Below are 17,076 nucleotides of genomic sequence, written 5' to 3' on the forward strand. Positions count from 1 at the left end.
GAACTTTCCATTCTTTTTAAAAATAAGGGTGAAAGTTAAATTCATATAAAGCGCGAGGTCTTCCTTGTCGGTAGGTCATTTCTTCACCAATAATCGTCGCATACTTATAGTCGACGAGTTTTTTTAATGTACGTTCTGCTGTTCTTCGTGAGACATCTAAATATAATGCCAAATCATTTGCAGTAAATTGTTTCGTTTGACGCATCAGACTATATTGCATCAATTTAGAGATATTTGCTGGACTGAGCTTGGTTTTTTCGGCCATCTCCACAAGGGCAGGTTCAGTGATTTTCATTTCAACGGTTACTTCCGATTGTGGAAACGGACCATGCAATCTTTTGTTTGTATCTAACATATAAAAACAATGACCATCACTTAGTTGTATAAGATTGAGTGCGAAGTTCGCGTTTTCAGTTGCATCAATGATTGATTCGCCACAGCCGAATGCCATTTTCGCTTTGGTAGCAAGTGATTGGAACGTAGAAAGAAATTCCTTGTTTTTTATAGCGGATTCGATGTTTCCCATTGAAGTGTACAGGGTGAAATCACCGTCATGTACACTCCAACGAGCCTGCATGATGGACGCCATTTTCGCAATAGATGTCTCTACGTTTTGTCGCGAAGAAATTGATTTTACAATTCCGACTGCGATCTGTGCGGAGTTACTTTTTTGTAACAATGCTTGCTGTTTTGCCTGTTCAATACTCCGAAGAATCGTACTTTCAGGGTCAATCATCTTACATGCAGGAATGTTTTGCTGCTGTAGCTGTTCGAAAACAGCATGGACACTTGTAATCGCCATATCTGTTTTACCTTGTAAAGAAAGAGTTTGATGATAGGACGTTATGGTAGTGATTTTTTCATCATCTTTTAGCAAGTGAACAAAAGGCAACTCCACACTTCGACCCAAATCATTGAGCACGTGTTCAATATAGGATTGCTCACGCACGTCGATGGATACGCGACTCAATTCCTGCTGGTTCTGTGTAGATAAATGAAGCAATGTAATCGCCAATGCTGTTTCATCTTGTTGCAGGTAAACGGCTGGGATCGGTAGGTTTTCAAGTAGCTTTTTGGAATAAAAGTAAGGCAGGGAACCTGAAAACAAAAGGGCATCACACGGTTTAAGTGTCTGCAGTAAACTCGGTGCCTCACTGGGTTCAGCGTAGCGATACCAGTTAAGTTCAATATCTTTTCGATTGTTGACAAGTTGTTCTGTACGTTGGCAAAAATCAGTTGACCCGATAACTGCGATTTTAATCTTCACGATGAACCCCCAATGATTAGCGACTATTTAACGACAATGATACAATAAAAAATAGAGTTTGCCAAGAGAGAGGATTTTGACTTATGAAAATAGCTGAAATTGAAATTTATGCGATTCACCTACCACTTTATGAACCCTTTATTATTAGTTACGCTACTTATGATTATATGCCATCCATCATTGTCAAAATCACAACGGATACCGGTTTAGTCGGCTATGGAGAAGGTGTTGCCGATGAACATGTAACGGGTGAGAGTTGGAAAGGTACTTTTGAAATCTTGAAAAATACCCTGGCACCGAAGTTAATAGGTGAAAATCCTATGAATATGGAGCGAATTCATGAACTGATGGATGCTGAAATTTACGGAGTACCAACAGCAAAAGCTGCAATTGACATAGCATGCTATGATGTTGCAGGAAAAGCACTTGATGTCCCTGTCTATAATCTTCTTGGAGGAAGATACCACGAAGAGTTTCCGATTACGCATGTGTTAAGCATCGCAGCTCCGGAAGCAATGGCGAATGAAGCAGAAGAACGTGTAGCCGCTGGATACCGTTCGATGAAAATGAAAGTCGGCACCAATGTAGCGGACGATGTATTACGCATTCAAGCGGTACGTGAGCGTGTAGGCGAGGATATCGCGATTCGTGTCGATGTTAACCAAGGTTGGGTAAATAGCGCCAATACATTACAAGGTCTTCAAAAGCTGCAGGACTGTTCGCTCGATTGGTTGGAGCAGCCTGTGCGAGCTGATGATATAGATGGTATGGTCGAGGTGAAATCTAAGTCTTCTACTCCAATGATGATTGATGAAGGTTTACGTGGCGTGCGTGACATGAGAGAAATCATCGCGAAGCGTGCTGCTGATAAAGTGAACATTAAATTGATGAAATGTGGCGGGATTTATCCAGCAACAAAGCTTGCCCATATGGCCGAAATGGCGGGGATTGAGTGTCAGATTGGTTCGATGGTGGAGTCATCTATCGGATCAGCAGCAGGATTCCACGTTGCATTCTCGAAAAAAATAATTACAAGTGTGGAATTAACAGGACCGCTTAAGTTCAGCAAAGACGTTGGAAATTTACATTATGACGTTCCATTTATCCGTTTGAGTGGCAAGCCGGGATTAGGAATCGACATTGATGAGCAAGTGTTGCAGGAACTGACTGTGTTCTCAGAGAAGGTAAGCGGATGAGGGAAAAGCATTTGTTGAAAAACGGGCGTGAAATTACTATAAAACGCTTAGAAGCAGATCAGCTCGACGAAATTCTTATCCTTCAGCGGAAAGTGATTGAATCATTATCTACAGGTTCTTTTTTACAGCCGTTGACAGAAGAGGAGTTTAGCTATATTTTAAACGGCAAAGGACTCATGATTGGTGCCTATTATCAAGAACAACTGATTGCATTTCGGGCCATGCTTGAACCAGAACTGGATGAAGAGCATCTAGGGAAAGATGCGGGACTACCAAGAAGTGAATGGCCGCTTGTGCTCTATTCCGAAATCTCGAATGTCGATCCGGACTTCCAAGGCAATGGCTTACAAGTGTTATTGGGGAAAGTTCTAATGAAGCAAGTTGATTCACAGCGATTCCGCTATATTTGTACAACTGTTGCACCGTTTAATATTGCCAGTCTAAAAGATAAATTTGCACATGGTATGCAAATAGTAGCATTAAAAGTGAAATATGGTGATTTACTCAGATATATTTTGATGAAAGATTTAACAGGCCATTTAATAGAACAGGATACCTTGGACTGTTGCTTTGTCTTGATGGCGGATACAGAACAACAACAAAAGTACCTGTATGATGGTTGGAAGGGGACAGGCATTGAACAAGTGGATAACCAATGGGTTGTTCGTTTTGAAAAGTGATCTTGATAGAATAAAACCTTACTTTACAAGATACATGTAAAGTAAGGTTTTTTTAGATGGGATTAAATTGTAATTAGATGTTAATACCTATGTCATTATATTTTATTATTACAACTATACTACTAGTTTCATATAAGCTATACTAATGAATGGATTTAATATGCGGGAGGTAAAACTTAAATGAAATTTTCAGTTGGTAAAAAATTATGGAGCGGGTTCTTATCTGTTCTTGTCTTTATGATAATAGTGGGGGCAATGGGTTTTTGGTCGCTAACTAAAGTGAATAGTGAGTACCGATCTATCCTAGACGAACAGGTAACAAAAGTGGTGTTGTTTGAAAAACTATTATCTGCACAGTATGCAACTTCGACCGATTTTCGGGGCTACTTATTGTTTGGAAATGAATTGTTTTTAAAGAATAAAGAAAAGTCAATCGAAACATTTGATTTGTACTGGGGAATCCTAGACAAATTGCCACAGACAGACGCCGAACGTGTGTTATTTAACGAACTAAAAGACTCACGTGTAAATTATGTAGAAACTTTAGAGTCGGCCATTAGTGAACTTAATAATTCCAGTGAAGAAAAGGCGCTCAGTATTGCATCTGATGCATCTGTCTTTGAGGATATAATTGTAACGGAAATCAATGACCAAATTAATGATCAAAATGCAAAGACGGACGAAATAAATCTAGAAATTGAAAAACTTATTAAGCAAACACGTATTTTGACTGTGGGGCTAATTGCCCTAGCGATTCTGTTGAGTATTGCTATTGCTGTTGTGATCAGCCGTAGTATTGCACGTCCAGTCGGGAAAATGACAGCAGCGTTAACAGAAATTGCGGATGGTAACTTAGCAATAGAACCGGTTATAATTCGCAATAAAGATGAGATAGGTGAGATGGCGACGGCATTTAACAGTATGAGCAAAGACCTTCGCGCTATCATTACGAATGCAAATGAATCTGCAGTTCAGCTTGCCGTCCAGGCGGAAGAATTATCTGCGAGTTCGGAAGAGAGTTTAGCAGCATCTGAAATGGTTGCCGAAATTTCGGAGAAAAACTTATTCGGAAGCGAATCGCAAGTTGCGATTGTAAATGAGACGGTTTTAGCTATGGGAGAAGTGGTAACAAGCATCAACCGAATTACGGAAGATAATGAAGCAATGCTTCTGTCATCTGAAGACGTTGCCCAATTGGTCGAAGAGGGAGCATCCCTTATGGAAGATGTTAACGGCCAAATGACGGTCATTAGTTCAGCAATTGGACAGTCGGCTGAGATAATGAATGGCATGGCTAATTATTCGGAAGAAATCCGGAGAGTAACGTCACTCATTACTGATATTGCTGAGCAGACCAATTTGCTGGCGCTCAATGCGGCGATTGAAGCAGCCCGTGCTGGCGAGCATGGAAAAGGCTTCGCGGTTGTTGCAGAAGAAGTGCGAAAACTTGCTGAACAGTCGAAACGATCCGCTGGAGAAATCGGTAATATGATTGATAGAATGATTGGCAACGTCGCACAGGCTGTTTCCAGCACGGAAGATGGAAATCGCCGCGTTGAAGAGGGGCTTGTTGTGACGGAACGTACACGCAGTGTATTTAACCGGATTGAACAGGCGGCTAGTGACGTCGGTGAAAAAGTGACAGCTGTTTCCGCCGCAATCGAACAGATTCGTACAATGACGGATGAAGTATCTAGTGGTTCTTCAAAAGTGCAGGAACTTGCCATGGAATCATCTGCTGCAGCTCAGTCGACAAGCGCAGCGACAGAACAACAGCTTGCTGCAAATGAAGAGATTTCTTCAAGTGCGCAAGTGCTTGCGGAGCTTTCGGAAAAACTGCAAAATGATATGGGACAATTTAAAGTCTAATAGGTAGGAAAAAACAAGCTGATTGCCACGTGCAATTAGCTTGTTTTTTCGCCACACTTCTTAGCTGGAGACAAGAAGCCTGTTCATTTTATTAGTTACGCTGGATTCGATTTTTCCTAATTGTTGTGACTCAATTTTGTTTAGTGGGTGTGGATTGAACCAGTTAATTACGCCCTCGTGATAAATGCCTTGAAAATCATTACCTTGGTAGTTTAATGAAAATGAAAACCGTTCATTAATGTGGTTCTGGAATAACGCTTTTTTAATTTGAAATTGATTGACCATACTTGTAGCCTCCATTTTTTTAGATTGATATTTTAAAAGTCATAATAAAAATTTGCTGAGAAAGTATAATTCTAGGACTAGTACATGAAGTTATGCATGTTAGCATTTGCTTTGATTTTAGCTTGTTGTAATTGCTGAATTTCATGTTTACTTAATGGATTAGGGCTAAACCAGTTTGTGACTGCATTCTGGGAGAGCCATGAATATTCATTCCCTTGGTAGTTTACTGCTATCCATTCATGAATTCGATTTTGAAGTTTAGTCAACATAGTTGGGGCCTCCATTTTTTATGTTTGATAGAATAATTTTTAAGAATTGATTAATGTACATGAAATACGCTAGCCAATTTTGTGGACATGCTTTCAACCTGTCCTACTTATCTAGAGTAACGCACCTAAATTAGAGAGACATGAGACGCAGATGAGAGTTTGATGAGAAAGCGCTATTTACTTTTACAAATATCTAAACCAGTGGAAGTGAATTTTACTTATCTGTATCTATCCGCGCTGAATCACTTCTTTAATCAGAATATTTTTTCCATTGTACTAAATGGTGTTGATTCCGCCTTTAGCAAGTGGTAAACTTCAATTCTGTTTAATAATCCCCAACATCTCCCATACAACCGCACGTGACGCAAAATACAACAAATGGAGGGTCTGTATGTCTCAGAAACATCCTGACTTAGAGTTTGAATTACAGCGCCTTGACTACACCAAACAGTACATGCAGCAATTGTTGGAGGAATCGCGACGTGATGTAAAATCCTCCCAAGAACAGATCCGCCAGTCGATGGCTGATCTGGATTATTTGGATTCAAGTTTAAGCTATATCAACATTTTGACAAACGCTCGATTTTTTGAAATGGCCCGTTCGCAAAAAGAGGGGCTGGAGGCAATTCAGCAGAAGCCCTATTTTGCCCGCATTCATTTTCGAAAAGAGAATGAGGCTGATGAGTTACTCTATATTGGCAAGACTTCTTTATTCCACCGGGAAACGCAGGAACCGATTATCGTCGACTGGCGCTCACCGGTTGCAAATGTCTATTACGACGGGAGACTAGGGGCTCTATCCTATAAAGTGCGAGATGAAGAGTTCGAGGGACATCTCTATTCCAAACGGCAGTATCGAATTGAAGAAGGTGAACTTCTTGATATCCGTGATGTCGATCTTACAACGAATGATGAACTACTTCAGGAAGCCCTTGCTGGCAAGGCGGATACACGGCTGACTGAAATTGTGTCGACGATTCAAGCTGAACAAAATGCAATTATCCGTGCGAATTTGAAACAACCAATTATTGTACAGGGAGCCGCAGGAAGCGGGAAAACAACGATTGCCCTTCACCGTATTTCTTATTTCCTCTATACAATGGGTGAAAACTTTCCTGCTGATAAATTGATGATTTTGGCACCAAGTAAATTATTTATGGATTATATTGCGGATGTGCTTCCCGAACTCGGTGTAGGGCGCATCTGTCAGACGACATATAGCGAATATGTTTTAAGTGCTACAGGATTGAAACTGAAGTTGATGGATCCAGACGCTAAGTTGGAACAGCTTACTGAATCTGACACGCTAGATGCAAGTTTGCTTTTTGTAACACGTGTGAAGGGAAGCCTACAATACCGAGAAATCATGCAACGCTATGTGCATAAGTTGGAACTGGATATGGCTGAGTTATTTGAAGATGTCTTTATTGAAAAATATCGGATTATGAAAGCTTCTCGGTTGAAACAGCTATTTCTAAAAGAGTTTTCGTATATGCCAGTTGAGAAAAGACTGGATAGAATTAAAATTATCGTTCAAAGTGACGTTAAGCGAAAACGAAAACAACTTATGGATATGCTAACGACAAAGTACGACGCGGCACTTGATAAGGCGTTATACGGAATAAGGGATGATGAAAGAAGGAAACTGAAGTTAACAAGAATATTGGAAGAAAGAGATGAAAGACTTCCTGTTATTGAAAAGGAAGGCAAAACGGTTGCGTCAGCCTATATGCGCAGATTCAAAAAGTTCAATATCAAGAAATTATATCGGGACTGGCTAACAAGTAACGAACTACAAAAGGAATTTGCAGACGAGTGGTCCGAGCGCGACAGATATGCTTTTTGGGAGGCACATAAAAAAGAGTTTTGGGAAGTCGAGGATTTAGCAGCTCTTTATTATTTGCACGCAAAGCTTAGAGGCATTGCAGATGAATGGAAAATGAGGGTTGTTTTCATCGATGAAGTACAGGATTACAGCGAATTCCAGCTTGCTTCAATGCAAGACGGTCTAGAGACGGATATGTTTACAATGGTTGGGGATCTGGCCCAGGGAATTCATAGTTACAGATCATTAACATCATGGGAACCGATAAAGGCACTGTTTCCAAGAGCAACGTATACGACACTTCAAAAAAGCTACCGAACGACGATTGAAATAATGAATCTGGCGAATCAAGTTCTTGCACAGATGGATGAAGATCTACCACTTGTAGAACCGGTCGTTCGTCATGGAAGAGAACCGAAGTATTATGAGATGCATGAGTTAGAGGGGGGCGGCATTCAACGTATTTATGAAGGAATTATCGAACGCGGTCATCAATCTGTCGCACTTATTTGTAAAACGCGTAAAGAGGCTAGGGAGATTTTCACCTCTCTGCAGGAGTTTGGAATGTCAGTCCATCTAGTGGGAGATCAATCTGGCATCAATGACAATTGTCTGCTCATTGTTCCAAGCCACTTAGCAAAAGGATTGGAATTTGATGCGGTCATTATCGCCGCTTTCGACGAGCCATTCCGAAATCACCCAATCGACCGAAAGTTACTATACGTAGCAATGACAAGGCCAATGCATGAACTGCATATTATTGGTGAGGAGGGTTCGTTATGCTGAACTTTAAACAGTTTTTGGAGATTCCTGAACATGAAATAATTGATGGGATTTTGGAATTACATGAAAGTATTTTCAAAGATTCCAAAACGTTAGTGGAGAAAATAAAATTAAAGCAGAAAATCTTAATAAATGTAGCTTTTGATCAATCAACGGTGGTCGGTTATAAAATTGGTTACGAGCTTGACCCGCATAAGTATTATAGTTGGTACGGGGCAGTTCATGAGGACTACAGAGGAAAAGGAATCGCAACAAGGCTACTGGAACAGCAACATCGCTTTTTAGTTGAGTCGGGTTATAAAATTGTTCAAACAAAGACGAGAAATAGCTGGCGGAATATGCTTATCCTTAATATTAAAAATGGATTTGATGTTGTGGAAACATTCGCGGATGACGAGGGAATTCATAGAATCATATTGGAGAAAAAACTGTCCGCAAACTAAATGACTGTCACCGAAATTTTAAACGACCGAAAGCCAATAAAAAGTACCAGGCGCCGATTATCGGTTCCTGGTACTTTTTTGCTGCTTAGGAAACTATAAAATCTCGTACTATGGATAACCTGCGAAATAGGCTATTTCACGTCTAGGCTCCAGCGCCTAGAGGCTCGGAGGCCCACAGGATGTGGGTCACGCAGACATTGCCGCAGGACGCGGCGTACTTTGGCTGTGTTCCTTAATTTGTCGGTCCGGCTGTGCGGCAAAGAACGCCGCTTCGCCAGCCCGTCTTATGCCTGTCGCCCCTGACCAGGCGCTTGCGCTTTTGTTATTGCCCATTCAGTATGGAAATGGCCTTCTTTATCCAGGCGTTCATAGGTATGTGCGCCAAAATAATCGCGTTGAGCTTGGATAAGATTGGCCGGTAATGTCTCCGTACGGTAACTATCATAGTAAGCCAATGCACTTGAGAGAGCAGGAATTGGAATCCCATGTTGAGTGGCTACGGCTACTACTTCGCGAAGCGAATTCTGATAGTCTCCTACTATTTCTTGGAAATAGGGATCAACTAAAAGGTTTGGCAAGTCACTGTTAGTATCAAATGCCTCTTTGATATTCTGTAAGAACTGGGCACGAATGATACATCCTCCACGGAAAATCATGGCTACTTCTCCGTAAGGGATTTTCCAATCATACTCCTCAGATGCTGCACGCATTTGCGCAAAACCTTGGGCATATGAACAAATTTTACTCATATATAAAGCTTTACGAATCGCTTCAATCAACTCTTTTGGATCACCTACATACTTTTTCAGTTCAGGGCCTTTTAGTAGTTTACTTGCTGCAACGCGCTCTCCCTTAATAGAAGAAATAAATCGTGCAAATACGGACTCTGTGACGATTGGAAGGGACACACCTAAGTCTAACGCATTTTGGCTAGTCCATTTTCCTGTGCCTTTTTGTCCGGCTACATCTAGAATTTGATCAATGAGCGGTTTCCCATTTTCTTCATCCATCTTTGTGAAAATATCTGCTGTGATTTCAATGAGATAGCTGTCGAGTTCACCCTTGTTCCATTCTGAAAATATTTCATGCAGCTCCTGCGCTTCAAGACCAAGTGCATGTTTCATGATGAAATAGGCTTCGGAAATCAGTTGCATATCGCCATATTCAATGCCATTATGAACCATTTTCACATAATGTCCTGCTCCATCAAGACCCATATATGCACTGCAGGGAATGCCGTCAACTTTTGCCGAAATAGCATCAAGAATGGGCTTCACTTGTTCGTAAGCTTCTTTTGAGCCTCCAGGCATAATCGATGGGCCGTTACGAGCTCCTTCTTCTCCACCAGAAACACCTGCACCAATGAAATGTATGCCTGATTCTTTTAAGGTTGCTGTACGTCTATTCGTATCTTTAAAGAATGTATTTCCTCCATCGATAAGAATATCCCCTTGTTGAAGATGAGGGACAAGGGACTGGATCACTGTATCTGTCGTTTCCCCGGCTTTAACCATTAATAAGATCTTACGTGGGACTTCTAGCGAAGCGACTAGATCTTCAATGCTGTAGCTACCATGAATAGCTTTATTTTTCGCTTCTTTGTTGGAAAATTCATCTGTTCGATCTGTCCAATAATCATAGACAGCTACCGAATAGCCTTTACTTTCGATGTTTAGCGCAAGGTTCATCCCCATTACGCCCAAACCAATAACGCCCATTTGTTTCTTAGTCATAATCCTACCCCATTCTTTTTATGTAATTTATCACGTTTTGCTTCGGAAATAATAAAACTTCGTACTGTAGGTAATCTGCAATATGAAGATTTCACGTCTAGACTCCATCACCTAGAGACTTGGAGGCCTCCAGGATATGGGTCACGCAGCGGGGAGGGATTGAACTTCATCCCTCCTAATTGTCGCAGGACGCGGCGTACTTTGGCTGTGCTCCTGAACAGGCGGCTCTTTACCACCAATTAAATTGATCGGCCTGCAATAGTTGATTAGCTGCTTCTGGCCCATTTGAACCGGCAGGGTATGAATGTAAAGGTAGTGTATTCTCTTGAAACGCTTCTAGGAGTGGTTGAATCCACTGCCATGATAATTCAACTTCTTTCCAATTAGCGAAGAATGTTGCATTACCGCGTATCGCATCAAATAGAAGTAGTTCATATGCTTCTGGCTGATCCTCTGAATTGGTGGAGAAATTAATGGAAGCTGGCTCAAATTGGTTACTTGAAGGGTTTTTCATATTTATCACTAAAGAAATACCTTCATTCGGACTAATTTCGAATATCAATAAGTTTGGAGTGATCCCATCGGCTGGAAGGGCATCTATTTGTTTTACATTGTTCGTAAACTCAATGACAATCTTGGTGGATTTTGTACCTATCCGTTTCCCTGTTCGTATATAAAAGGGGATTCCGCTCCAAGATGGATTGTCAATATAGAGGCGAGCTGCGAAATAAGTATCATTCATTGAAGAAGCATTAACCCCAGGCTCTTCTTTATAACCAACAACCGGGGTGTCAAAAATCTCACCGGCTTCGTATTGACCACGTACAACATCTTGTTCCATCTTATCTTTATTGATAGGTCGAAGGGATTCCATGATCGTTACTTTTTGCTTTCGAATTTCTTCAGCAATCATTTTTTCGGGTAGGTGAAGGGCCGTCATCATTACTAACTGAAGAAGATGATTCTGAACCATATCCCGAATTGCACCTGCTTGATCGTAATAATCGGCTCGTGTTTCTACCCCGACCGTTTCACATGCTGTGATTTGTATATTAGCAATTCGTTTATGATCTAATAATGAACCAAATATCGGATTGGCGAATTCAAAGGATTCGAGATTTTGGACCATAGGTTTTCCAAGATAGTGGTCGATTCTGTAAATTTCTTCATCATTGAAAGCGTTGTTCAAACTCTCGTTTAATTGTCGTGCCGTCTTTAAATCGCTTCCGAAGGGTTTCTCGACAATGAGCCGCTTCCAGCCTGTCGTTTGACTGATACCGCTTTGATTAAGACCAGATGTAATGATATCAACCAGTTGAGGAGCAACCGACAAATAGAAAAGTCGATTTCCGGGAATGTTTAATTCTATTTCTCTGTCGTGAATAAGTTCATGTAGGTTTTGATACGAATCATTGTCTGTTGCATCAAATTTACAGTATCGAAATTTGGCTAAAAATTCATTCAATCCGGTAGTTTGGACAGCTCTTCTAGAATATTCACGAAGTGCACTTTCGACTTTTGATTGGAAAATGTCATCGGAAAAATAGTTTCTGCCTAAACCAATTATGGAGATTGAATCTGGCAATTTGCCGTCGAGAAACAAATTATATAAAGCAGGAAATAATTTACGTTTTGCTAAGTCTCCCGTTGCTCCAAATAAAACAAAGGTCATGTCTTGGGTTGTCCATTCTTCTTGGAAATCATTTAATTGATTTTTTTCATCAGGTCCAACTGAGGCTGTTACGTTATCCATTTTCGCTTTCCTCCAATTGTAGTGTAGACACGAATTATACTTGAAACTGCTTCAAGTATATCATTAAACGATGCGTGGTTCTAAGACTATAAATAAAATCATATATAGAGGACATGCATGAACTTAGTGTCAATTTTGGTATACTGATGAGGTAACGAAAGTAGTTTTGCTAGACGGCATGCTAAATTTCATGCGAGGATAGCTATATAGTCAGACACTAAAAAAAAGGAAGTGTTGCTAAAATGAAAATGCATGATGTAACAGGCACTATTTATGAAGGTATGACTGTTTACAAAGATAAACCTGAAAAACAACCAAAACTTAATCGGGTAACAAATGGCTATGTAACCGAAACTCGGTTGGAGATTGATGTGCATACAGGAACACACATCGATGCGCCGCTACACATGGTTGTAGATGGAGATACATTCGAATCAATTCCAATGGAAAGTCTTGTGGGACAGTGTAAAGTACTCGATCTAACAAATGTAGAAGATGGGATTTCTAAAGCGGATTTAGAAAAATTTGAGATCCAAAAGAGTGATTTCGTTCTATTTAAAACGAAGAATTCTTTTGAGGATACATTTAATTTTGATTTTATTTATCTTGCACAAGATGGAGCAGAATATCTTTCTGAGATTGGTATTCGAGGAGTGGGAATAGATACGCTTGGAATTGAAAGAAGCCAAGAAGGACATCCAACTCATAAAACATTATTTGCAAACGAGATTATTATTATTGAAGGACTTCGTTTAAAAGAAGTTGAACAAGGGGACTATTTCATGGTTGCTGCACCTTTAAAATTGACGGGTACAGATGCATCACCTGCAAGAGTGTTATTATTTGAGGGACTACAATAATTTTATTAATTGAGAAGCAAATCCCACCGGATAACTATTACCGGTGGGATTTTGTTGTTCCTATAGGAAACTATAAAATTATTGGTCTGTGGATTATACCCTAGTCGGTTGTGCTTAGGTAACGTCTATTTTTCTATTGTATAGGACTGATGACTCGTATATAATAAAGTCACTATCCAGAACTTTCGGATAACTATAGTGATACATGTTGCAGGAACTCAAAAACATAAGGGGGAATGACGATGAAAAAAGGATTGCGCTTTATATCATTGGGGTTACTGTTAGCGAGTGTAAGCATTCTATTGTTTGCTTGTGGAACAGGCACGAAGGATTCTGGTTCATCGAAAGATGGAGACAGCGGAAAAAGAGTATTAAAAGTTGGGACGGATGCAACGTATGCACCAATGGAGTTAATGGATGAGAAAGGCAATATTGTTGGGATAGATATTGATATTGTGAAAGCGATTGCAGAAGCTGCAGGATTTGAAGTTGAATTCAAAAACTACGGTTGGGAGCCTTTATTCCCGGCAGTAGATGGTGGAGAAGTGGATTTTGCCGTGTCATCGATTACGATCACAGATGAACGCAAAGAATCATTCGATTTTTCAGATCCATATTTTGCTGCAAACCAATTGATTCTTGTACCGGAAGATTCAACTGTTGCCAAGTTTGAAGATTTGAAAGATAAAAGGGTTTCTGTTCAAATCAATACAACGGGTCATATCGTAACTAGGGAACTTCTAGGGAATACAAGTTCCAAAATTGTAGCAACAGAATCTATGCCACTAGCAATTAGTGAAATGATTAATGGTAATGCAGATGCAGCTGTAGGGGATAATGCAGTTATCATTGATTACAAAGCGAACAATCCGAAGGTGAAACTTAAAACAGTAGAAGATGATAGTTTTGAAAAAGAGTTTTATGGATTAATGGTCAAAAAAGGCAATACAGAAATTATTGACATGCTGAATGAAGGGATTAAAATTATCAAGGACAACGGGAAATTGAAGGAAATCACAGGGTTTGATGTTGACTAATCGTTTGTAGTTTAAAGACGATATGCATACACCAAGTCATTTAATGGGAGTGATTGAATTGGTTTTCCTAGATTTTCTGGATTTAATGGATATTAGATGGGAAATGATATGGAATTATCGCGAATTATTCATTCGTGGAATTGGAATTACTTTAGCACTCACCGTAGTTGGCTATTTGGGAGGCTTTGTATTAGGCTTATTCGTGGGTATGGGGAAATTATCCAAGAAAAAGTGGATCTATTATCCATCCAAATACTATGTCGACTTTTTCCGTGGGACGCCATTATTAGTACAAATTTTATTAATACATCTAGCACTTATTCCAGGGATTTTCGGTCACTCATTGGGTTATTTTGTATCAGGTGCACTTGCGCTTGTTTTAAATAGCGCTGCATACAATGCGGAAATTATACGTGCGGGTATTCAGTCGATTGAAAAAGGGCAAATGGAAGCGGCAAGGTCTCTTGGAATGACGCAAAATGTAGCGATGAAAAATATTATTCTACCGCAGGCTTTTAGACGGATGGTTCCACCACTTGGGAATGAATTGATTGCCCTTCTAAAAGATTCATCATTAGTTACGATTATCGCAGCTAATGATTTATTGTACGCGGGGAAAGTAGTTGCCGGAGCTTATTCAAGGTTTTGGGAGCCCTATCTTACGGTTGCAATACTTTATTTGTGTCTAACTTTCGTTTTCGGTAAAATTATTTCGTATGTAGAAAAACGCTTCAGTAATAGCTATGTTCCAATGCAAAGAAAGAAAATGTTCTCAACTCGGCGTTAAGGTAGGAAGGTGATCAAATGATTAAAGTGGAAGGCCTCTATAAGTCTTTTGGGAAATTGGAAGTGTTAAAAGGAATCGATTATGAAGTGAAAGAAAAAGAAGTCATTTGTGTTATCGGTCCAAGTGGTTCTGGGAAAAGTACATTTTTACGCTGTATAAATTTGTTGGAAGATATTACGGCCGGCAACATTTTTATAGACGGAGTTAAAGTAAATGACCCGAAAACGGATATCAATGGAATCCGGAAAGATGTGGGTATGGTGTTTCAACAGTTTAACCTGTTCCCGCATATGCGTGTAATCGATAATATCACTATTTCTCCGCGGAAAATACGGAAAATGAATTCTGCGGAAGCGGAAAAACTAGCTCATGAATTGTTGAAGAAGGTCGGACTAGCTGATAAAGCGAATTCTTATCCCGAACAGTTATCGGGTGGTCAAATGCAACGTGTTGCAATTGCAAGGGCATTAGCGATGCAACCTAAAATCATGCTATTCGATGAACCGACTTCTGCACTCGACCCAGAAATGGTGAAAGAAGTGCTGGATGTTATGAAACAGCTTGCAATTGAAGGGATGACAATGGTCGTCGTCACGCATGAAATGGGCTTCGCGAGAGAGATGGGCGATCGCGTGATGTTTATGGATCAAGGAATAATCGTAGAAGAAGGTATACCTGATCAAGTATTTAATAAACCCAAAAACGAACGAACAAAAGCATTTTTAAGTAAAGTGCTCTAGTTTGGACCAATCTTGCAAGCTGGAATCAAGGAAAGCAGATAGGCGATGTATGTTCGCTTATACTGTTTTCCTTTTTTATGAAGGAATTAGCAAATCTTCTTGTGTGGTAAAGTGAAATATATAATACAGGTAAACGAATTTTGTGAGGTGATTTTTATTATGAAACAGTGGACGAAGGAAATAGAGATTGATGCGCCAATTGAGCAAGTATGGAATTTTTTTAATGGTTCTTTAGAAAATATGCAAAAAATTATGCCACAAGTAGTTGAAAATAAACCTATTACAATAACAGATGGAATGGTCGGAAGTGTGTATTTACAAAAATATAAAGAAGGAAAGCGTGTTATGGAGTACCAAATAGAAACGTTAGAGTATGACGATTCCCCGAATGCGAAAAAGTTAAAGGTTGGTTTTACACTTGCTAATATGTTTGATATAACGGCGCGCTACGAGCTGGTCAAGCTCAGTGATCACAGAACTTCTTTAACCTATACTGCGACGAATCGTCCGTTAAAATGGTTCATGAAATTATTTTTACTGTTTTCCACAGACAAGATTGTAGTGGAATTTTTACAACGGGTAAAAGAGGTAGCTGAATCGGAAAACTAAACTATCGATCCTCTCACAGAAACTAACTGGATGATGGAGTCTATACAATAGAAAAGGCCATCCCACGGGGAATGGCCTTTTTATCATGATGAGTACCAATATGATTTGAGGACAACACAACATACACCGAATTCCTATATAAACTAAGCAAAGGCGCCTTAAAGGGGGAGCCGAAGCCCAAAGACTGGCAGAATTCCCTAGCGAATTCAATGGGATTCTTTATCTCAACAAATAGAGTAAATTACTTAGGGGATATTTGGTGGGGCCAATTACAAAATATAGTTCAAGTAAACCAACATGATTCCAAGATCAGCTAGGATATGACTAATAATTGATGCGCTGATTGAATTCAATTTGTATCTAAAGTAGCCCCACATAAGACCTGCTATAAATACTGGAATAACAGCAATGAAATTAAAAGGAAATGCAAAAATTGAAAAGAGGGGAACTAGATGATATAGACTATAAAAAAATGATGTAATCATAATTGTTTGAGCCGCACCTACTCTATCTATAAGGCGCTTATACATAACATCTCTCCAATAGAGCTCCTCCAAAACAGGATTGATGAAGATGAGGAAAATAATTAACCAGAAAAGGATACTTCCTGTGAAATTCCACTCCACCAAAATTTGTTTTAGTTCGCCAAGATCGAAAACTAAATTATGTAGTAGTGCAACTGCCCCGTAAATAGCTACCAAAGAAATAACACCACTAATCAGACCAACTGTGAAAGATTTGAGATTGAGGTGTTTTTTACGATTCCATCGAATACTTTTATTTCTAAAGTATAGTAGAATCGGAACAAATAAAAGCCAACCATAGAATAGGATGAAGGTAATAGGGACACTTTTGAATATGATTAAACCTAAAAAGATCATAATCGTAGGGCCAATTAATAAAACTGAGAGTTTCATCATAAATCCTCCATCTGTTTTAA

The 17,076-nt window shown here is 39.7% G+C and carries 16 protein-coding genes; 10 read left to right on the plus strand and 6 right to left on the minus strand.

What is annotated here, in order from left to right:
- Nucleotides 1–16: 16 nt before the first annotated feature.
- Nucleotides 17–1,267, minus strand: coding sequence for an HTH domain-containing protein (locus H7992_RS06725; protein WP_187047023.1), 1,251 nt, complete (start codon nt 1,265–1,267; stop codon nt 17–19).
- Between the two features lie 83 nt (nt 1,268–1,350).
- Between H7992_RS06725 and H7992_RS06730 the strand changes: the two genes are divergently transcribed.
- The 3 genes from H7992_RS06730 to H7992_RS06740 all read left to right on the plus strand — a co-directional run bounded on the left by H7992_RS06730 (nt 1,351) and on the right by H7992_RS06740 (nt 5,012).
- Nucleotides 1,351–2,463 carry a mandelate racemase/muconate lactonizing enzyme family protein gene (locus H7992_RS06730; protein WP_187047024.1) on the plus strand — a complete coding sequence of 371 codons (1,113 nt, stop codon included), beginning with the start codon at nt 1,351–1,353 and terminating at the stop codon, nt 2,461–2,463.
- Nucleotides 2,460–3,143 (plus strand): GNAT family protein, encoded by a 684-nt coding sequence (locus H7992_RS06735; protein ID WP_187047025.1) that lies wholly within the window; start codon nt 2,460–2,462, stop codon nt 3,141–3,143. The genes H7992_RS06730 and H7992_RS06735 overlap by 4 nt, the downstream gene beginning before the upstream one ends.
- Nucleotides 3,144–3,323: 180 nt before the next feature.
- Nucleotides 3,324–5,012, plus strand: a complete 1,689-nt coding sequence (locus H7992_RS06740) for a methyl-accepting chemotaxis protein (RefSeq protein ID WP_187047026.1) — start codon at nt 3,324–3,326, stop codon at nt 5,010–5,012.
- Nucleotides 5,013–5,072: 60 nt separating this feature from the next.
- Here the strand turns inward: H7992_RS06740 and H7992_RS06745 are convergent, their stop codons facing one another.
- Both H7992_RS06745 and H7992_RS06750 read right to left on the minus strand, forming a co-directional pair.
- Nucleotides 5,073–5,297 (minus strand): DUF5342 family protein, encoded by a 225-nt coding sequence (locus H7992_RS06745; protein WP_067206887.1) that lies wholly within the window; start codon nt 5,295–5,297, stop codon nt 5,073–5,075.
- Between the two features lie 77 nt (nt 5,298–5,374).
- A complete protein-coding gene (locus tag H7992_RS06750) occupies nt 5,375–5,566 on the minus strand; it encodes a hypothetical protein (RefSeq protein ID WP_067206889.1) in 192 nt (63 codons plus the stop codon).
- Nucleotides 5,567–5,957: 391 nt separating this feature from the next.
- Between H7992_RS06750 and helD the strand changes: the two genes are divergently transcribed.
- Both helD and H7992_RS06760 read left to right on the plus strand, forming a co-directional pair.
- Nucleotides 5,958–8,177: an RNA polymerase recycling motor HelD gene (helD, locus tag H7992_RS06755; protein ID WP_187047027.1), complete on the plus strand. Its 2,220-nt coding sequence runs from the start codon at nt 5,958–5,960 to the stop codon at nt 8,175–8,177.
- Nucleotides 8,171–8,617, plus strand: coding sequence for a GNAT family N-acetyltransferase (locus tag H7992_RS06760; protein WP_187047028.1), 447 nt, complete (start codon nt 8,171–8,173; stop codon nt 8,615–8,617). The genes helD and H7992_RS06760 overlap by 7 nt, the downstream gene beginning before the upstream one ends.
- 284 nt (nt 8,618–8,901) lie before the next feature.
- Here H7992_RS06760 and gndA read toward each other — a convergent pair whose 3' ends face one another.
- Together gndA and zwf are read right to left on the minus strand one after the other, a co-directional pair.
- Nucleotides 8,902–10,350 carry an NADP-dependent phosphogluconate dehydrogenase gene (gene gndA, locus H7992_RS06765; RefSeq protein WP_187047029.1) on the minus strand — a complete coding sequence of 483 codons (1,449 nt, stop codon included), beginning with the start codon at nt 10,348–10,350 and terminating at the stop codon, nt 8,902–8,904.
- A 229-nt stretch (nt 10,351–10,579) separates the two neighbouring features.
- On the minus strand, nt 10,580–12,022 hold the full coding sequence (zwf, locus tag H7992_RS06770) for a glucose-6-phosphate dehydrogenase (RefSeq protein ID WP_255428674.1): 1,443 nt from the start codon (nt 12,020–12,022) through the stop codon (nt 10,580–10,582).
- Between the two features lie 323 nt (nt 12,023–12,345).
- Here zwf and H7992_RS06775 point away from each other — a divergent pair, with 323 nt between their 5' ends.
- The 5 genes from H7992_RS06775 (at nt 12,346) to H7992_RS06795 (ending at nt 16,136) form a co-directional block, all read left to right on the plus strand.
- Entirely contained in the window at nt 12,346–12,963 is a 618-nt protein-coding gene (locus tag H7992_RS06775) for a cyclase family protein (RefSeq protein WP_067206899.1), read from the plus strand.
- Nucleotides 12,964–13,205: 242 nt separating this feature from the next.
- Nucleotides 13,206–14,000 carry a basic amino acid ABC transporter substrate-binding protein gene (locus tag H7992_RS06780; protein ID WP_067206901.1) on the plus strand — a complete coding sequence of 265 codons (795 nt, stop codon included), beginning with the start codon at nt 13,206–13,208 and terminating at the stop codon, nt 13,998–14,000.
- Between the two features lie 85 nt (nt 14,001–14,085).
- Nucleotides 14,086–14,787, plus strand: a complete 702-nt coding sequence (locus H7992_RS06785; RefSeq protein WP_338653165.1) for an amino acid ABC transporter permease — start codon at nt 14,086–14,088, stop codon at nt 14,785–14,787.
- A 17-nt stretch (nt 14,788–14,804) separates the two neighbouring features.
- A complete protein-coding gene (locus H7992_RS06790; protein ID WP_067206907.1) occupies nt 14,805–15,527 on the plus strand; it encodes an amino acid ABC transporter ATP-binding protein in 723 nt (240 codons plus the stop codon).
- 159 nt (nt 15,528–15,686) lie between these two features.
- Nucleotides 15,687–16,136, plus strand: a complete 450-nt coding sequence (locus H7992_RS06795) for an SRPBCC family protein (protein WP_067206910.1) — start codon at nt 15,687–15,689, stop codon at nt 16,134–16,136.
- A 269-nt stretch (nt 16,137–16,405) separates the two neighbouring features.
- Here the strand turns inward: H7992_RS06795 and H7992_RS06800 are convergent, their stop codons facing one another.
- Entirely contained in the window at nt 16,406–17,056 is a 651-nt protein-coding gene (locus tag H7992_RS06800; protein ID WP_255428610.1) for a CPBP family intramembrane glutamic endopeptidase, read from the minus strand.
- Between the last annotated feature and the right edge of the window lie 20 nt (nt 17,057–17,076).

Source organism: Sporosarcina sp. resist, assembly GCF_014302295.1.
GTDB classification, from domain to species: domain Bacteria; phylum Bacillota; class Bacilli; order Bacillales_A; family Planococcaceae; genus Sporosarcina; species Sporosarcina psychrophila.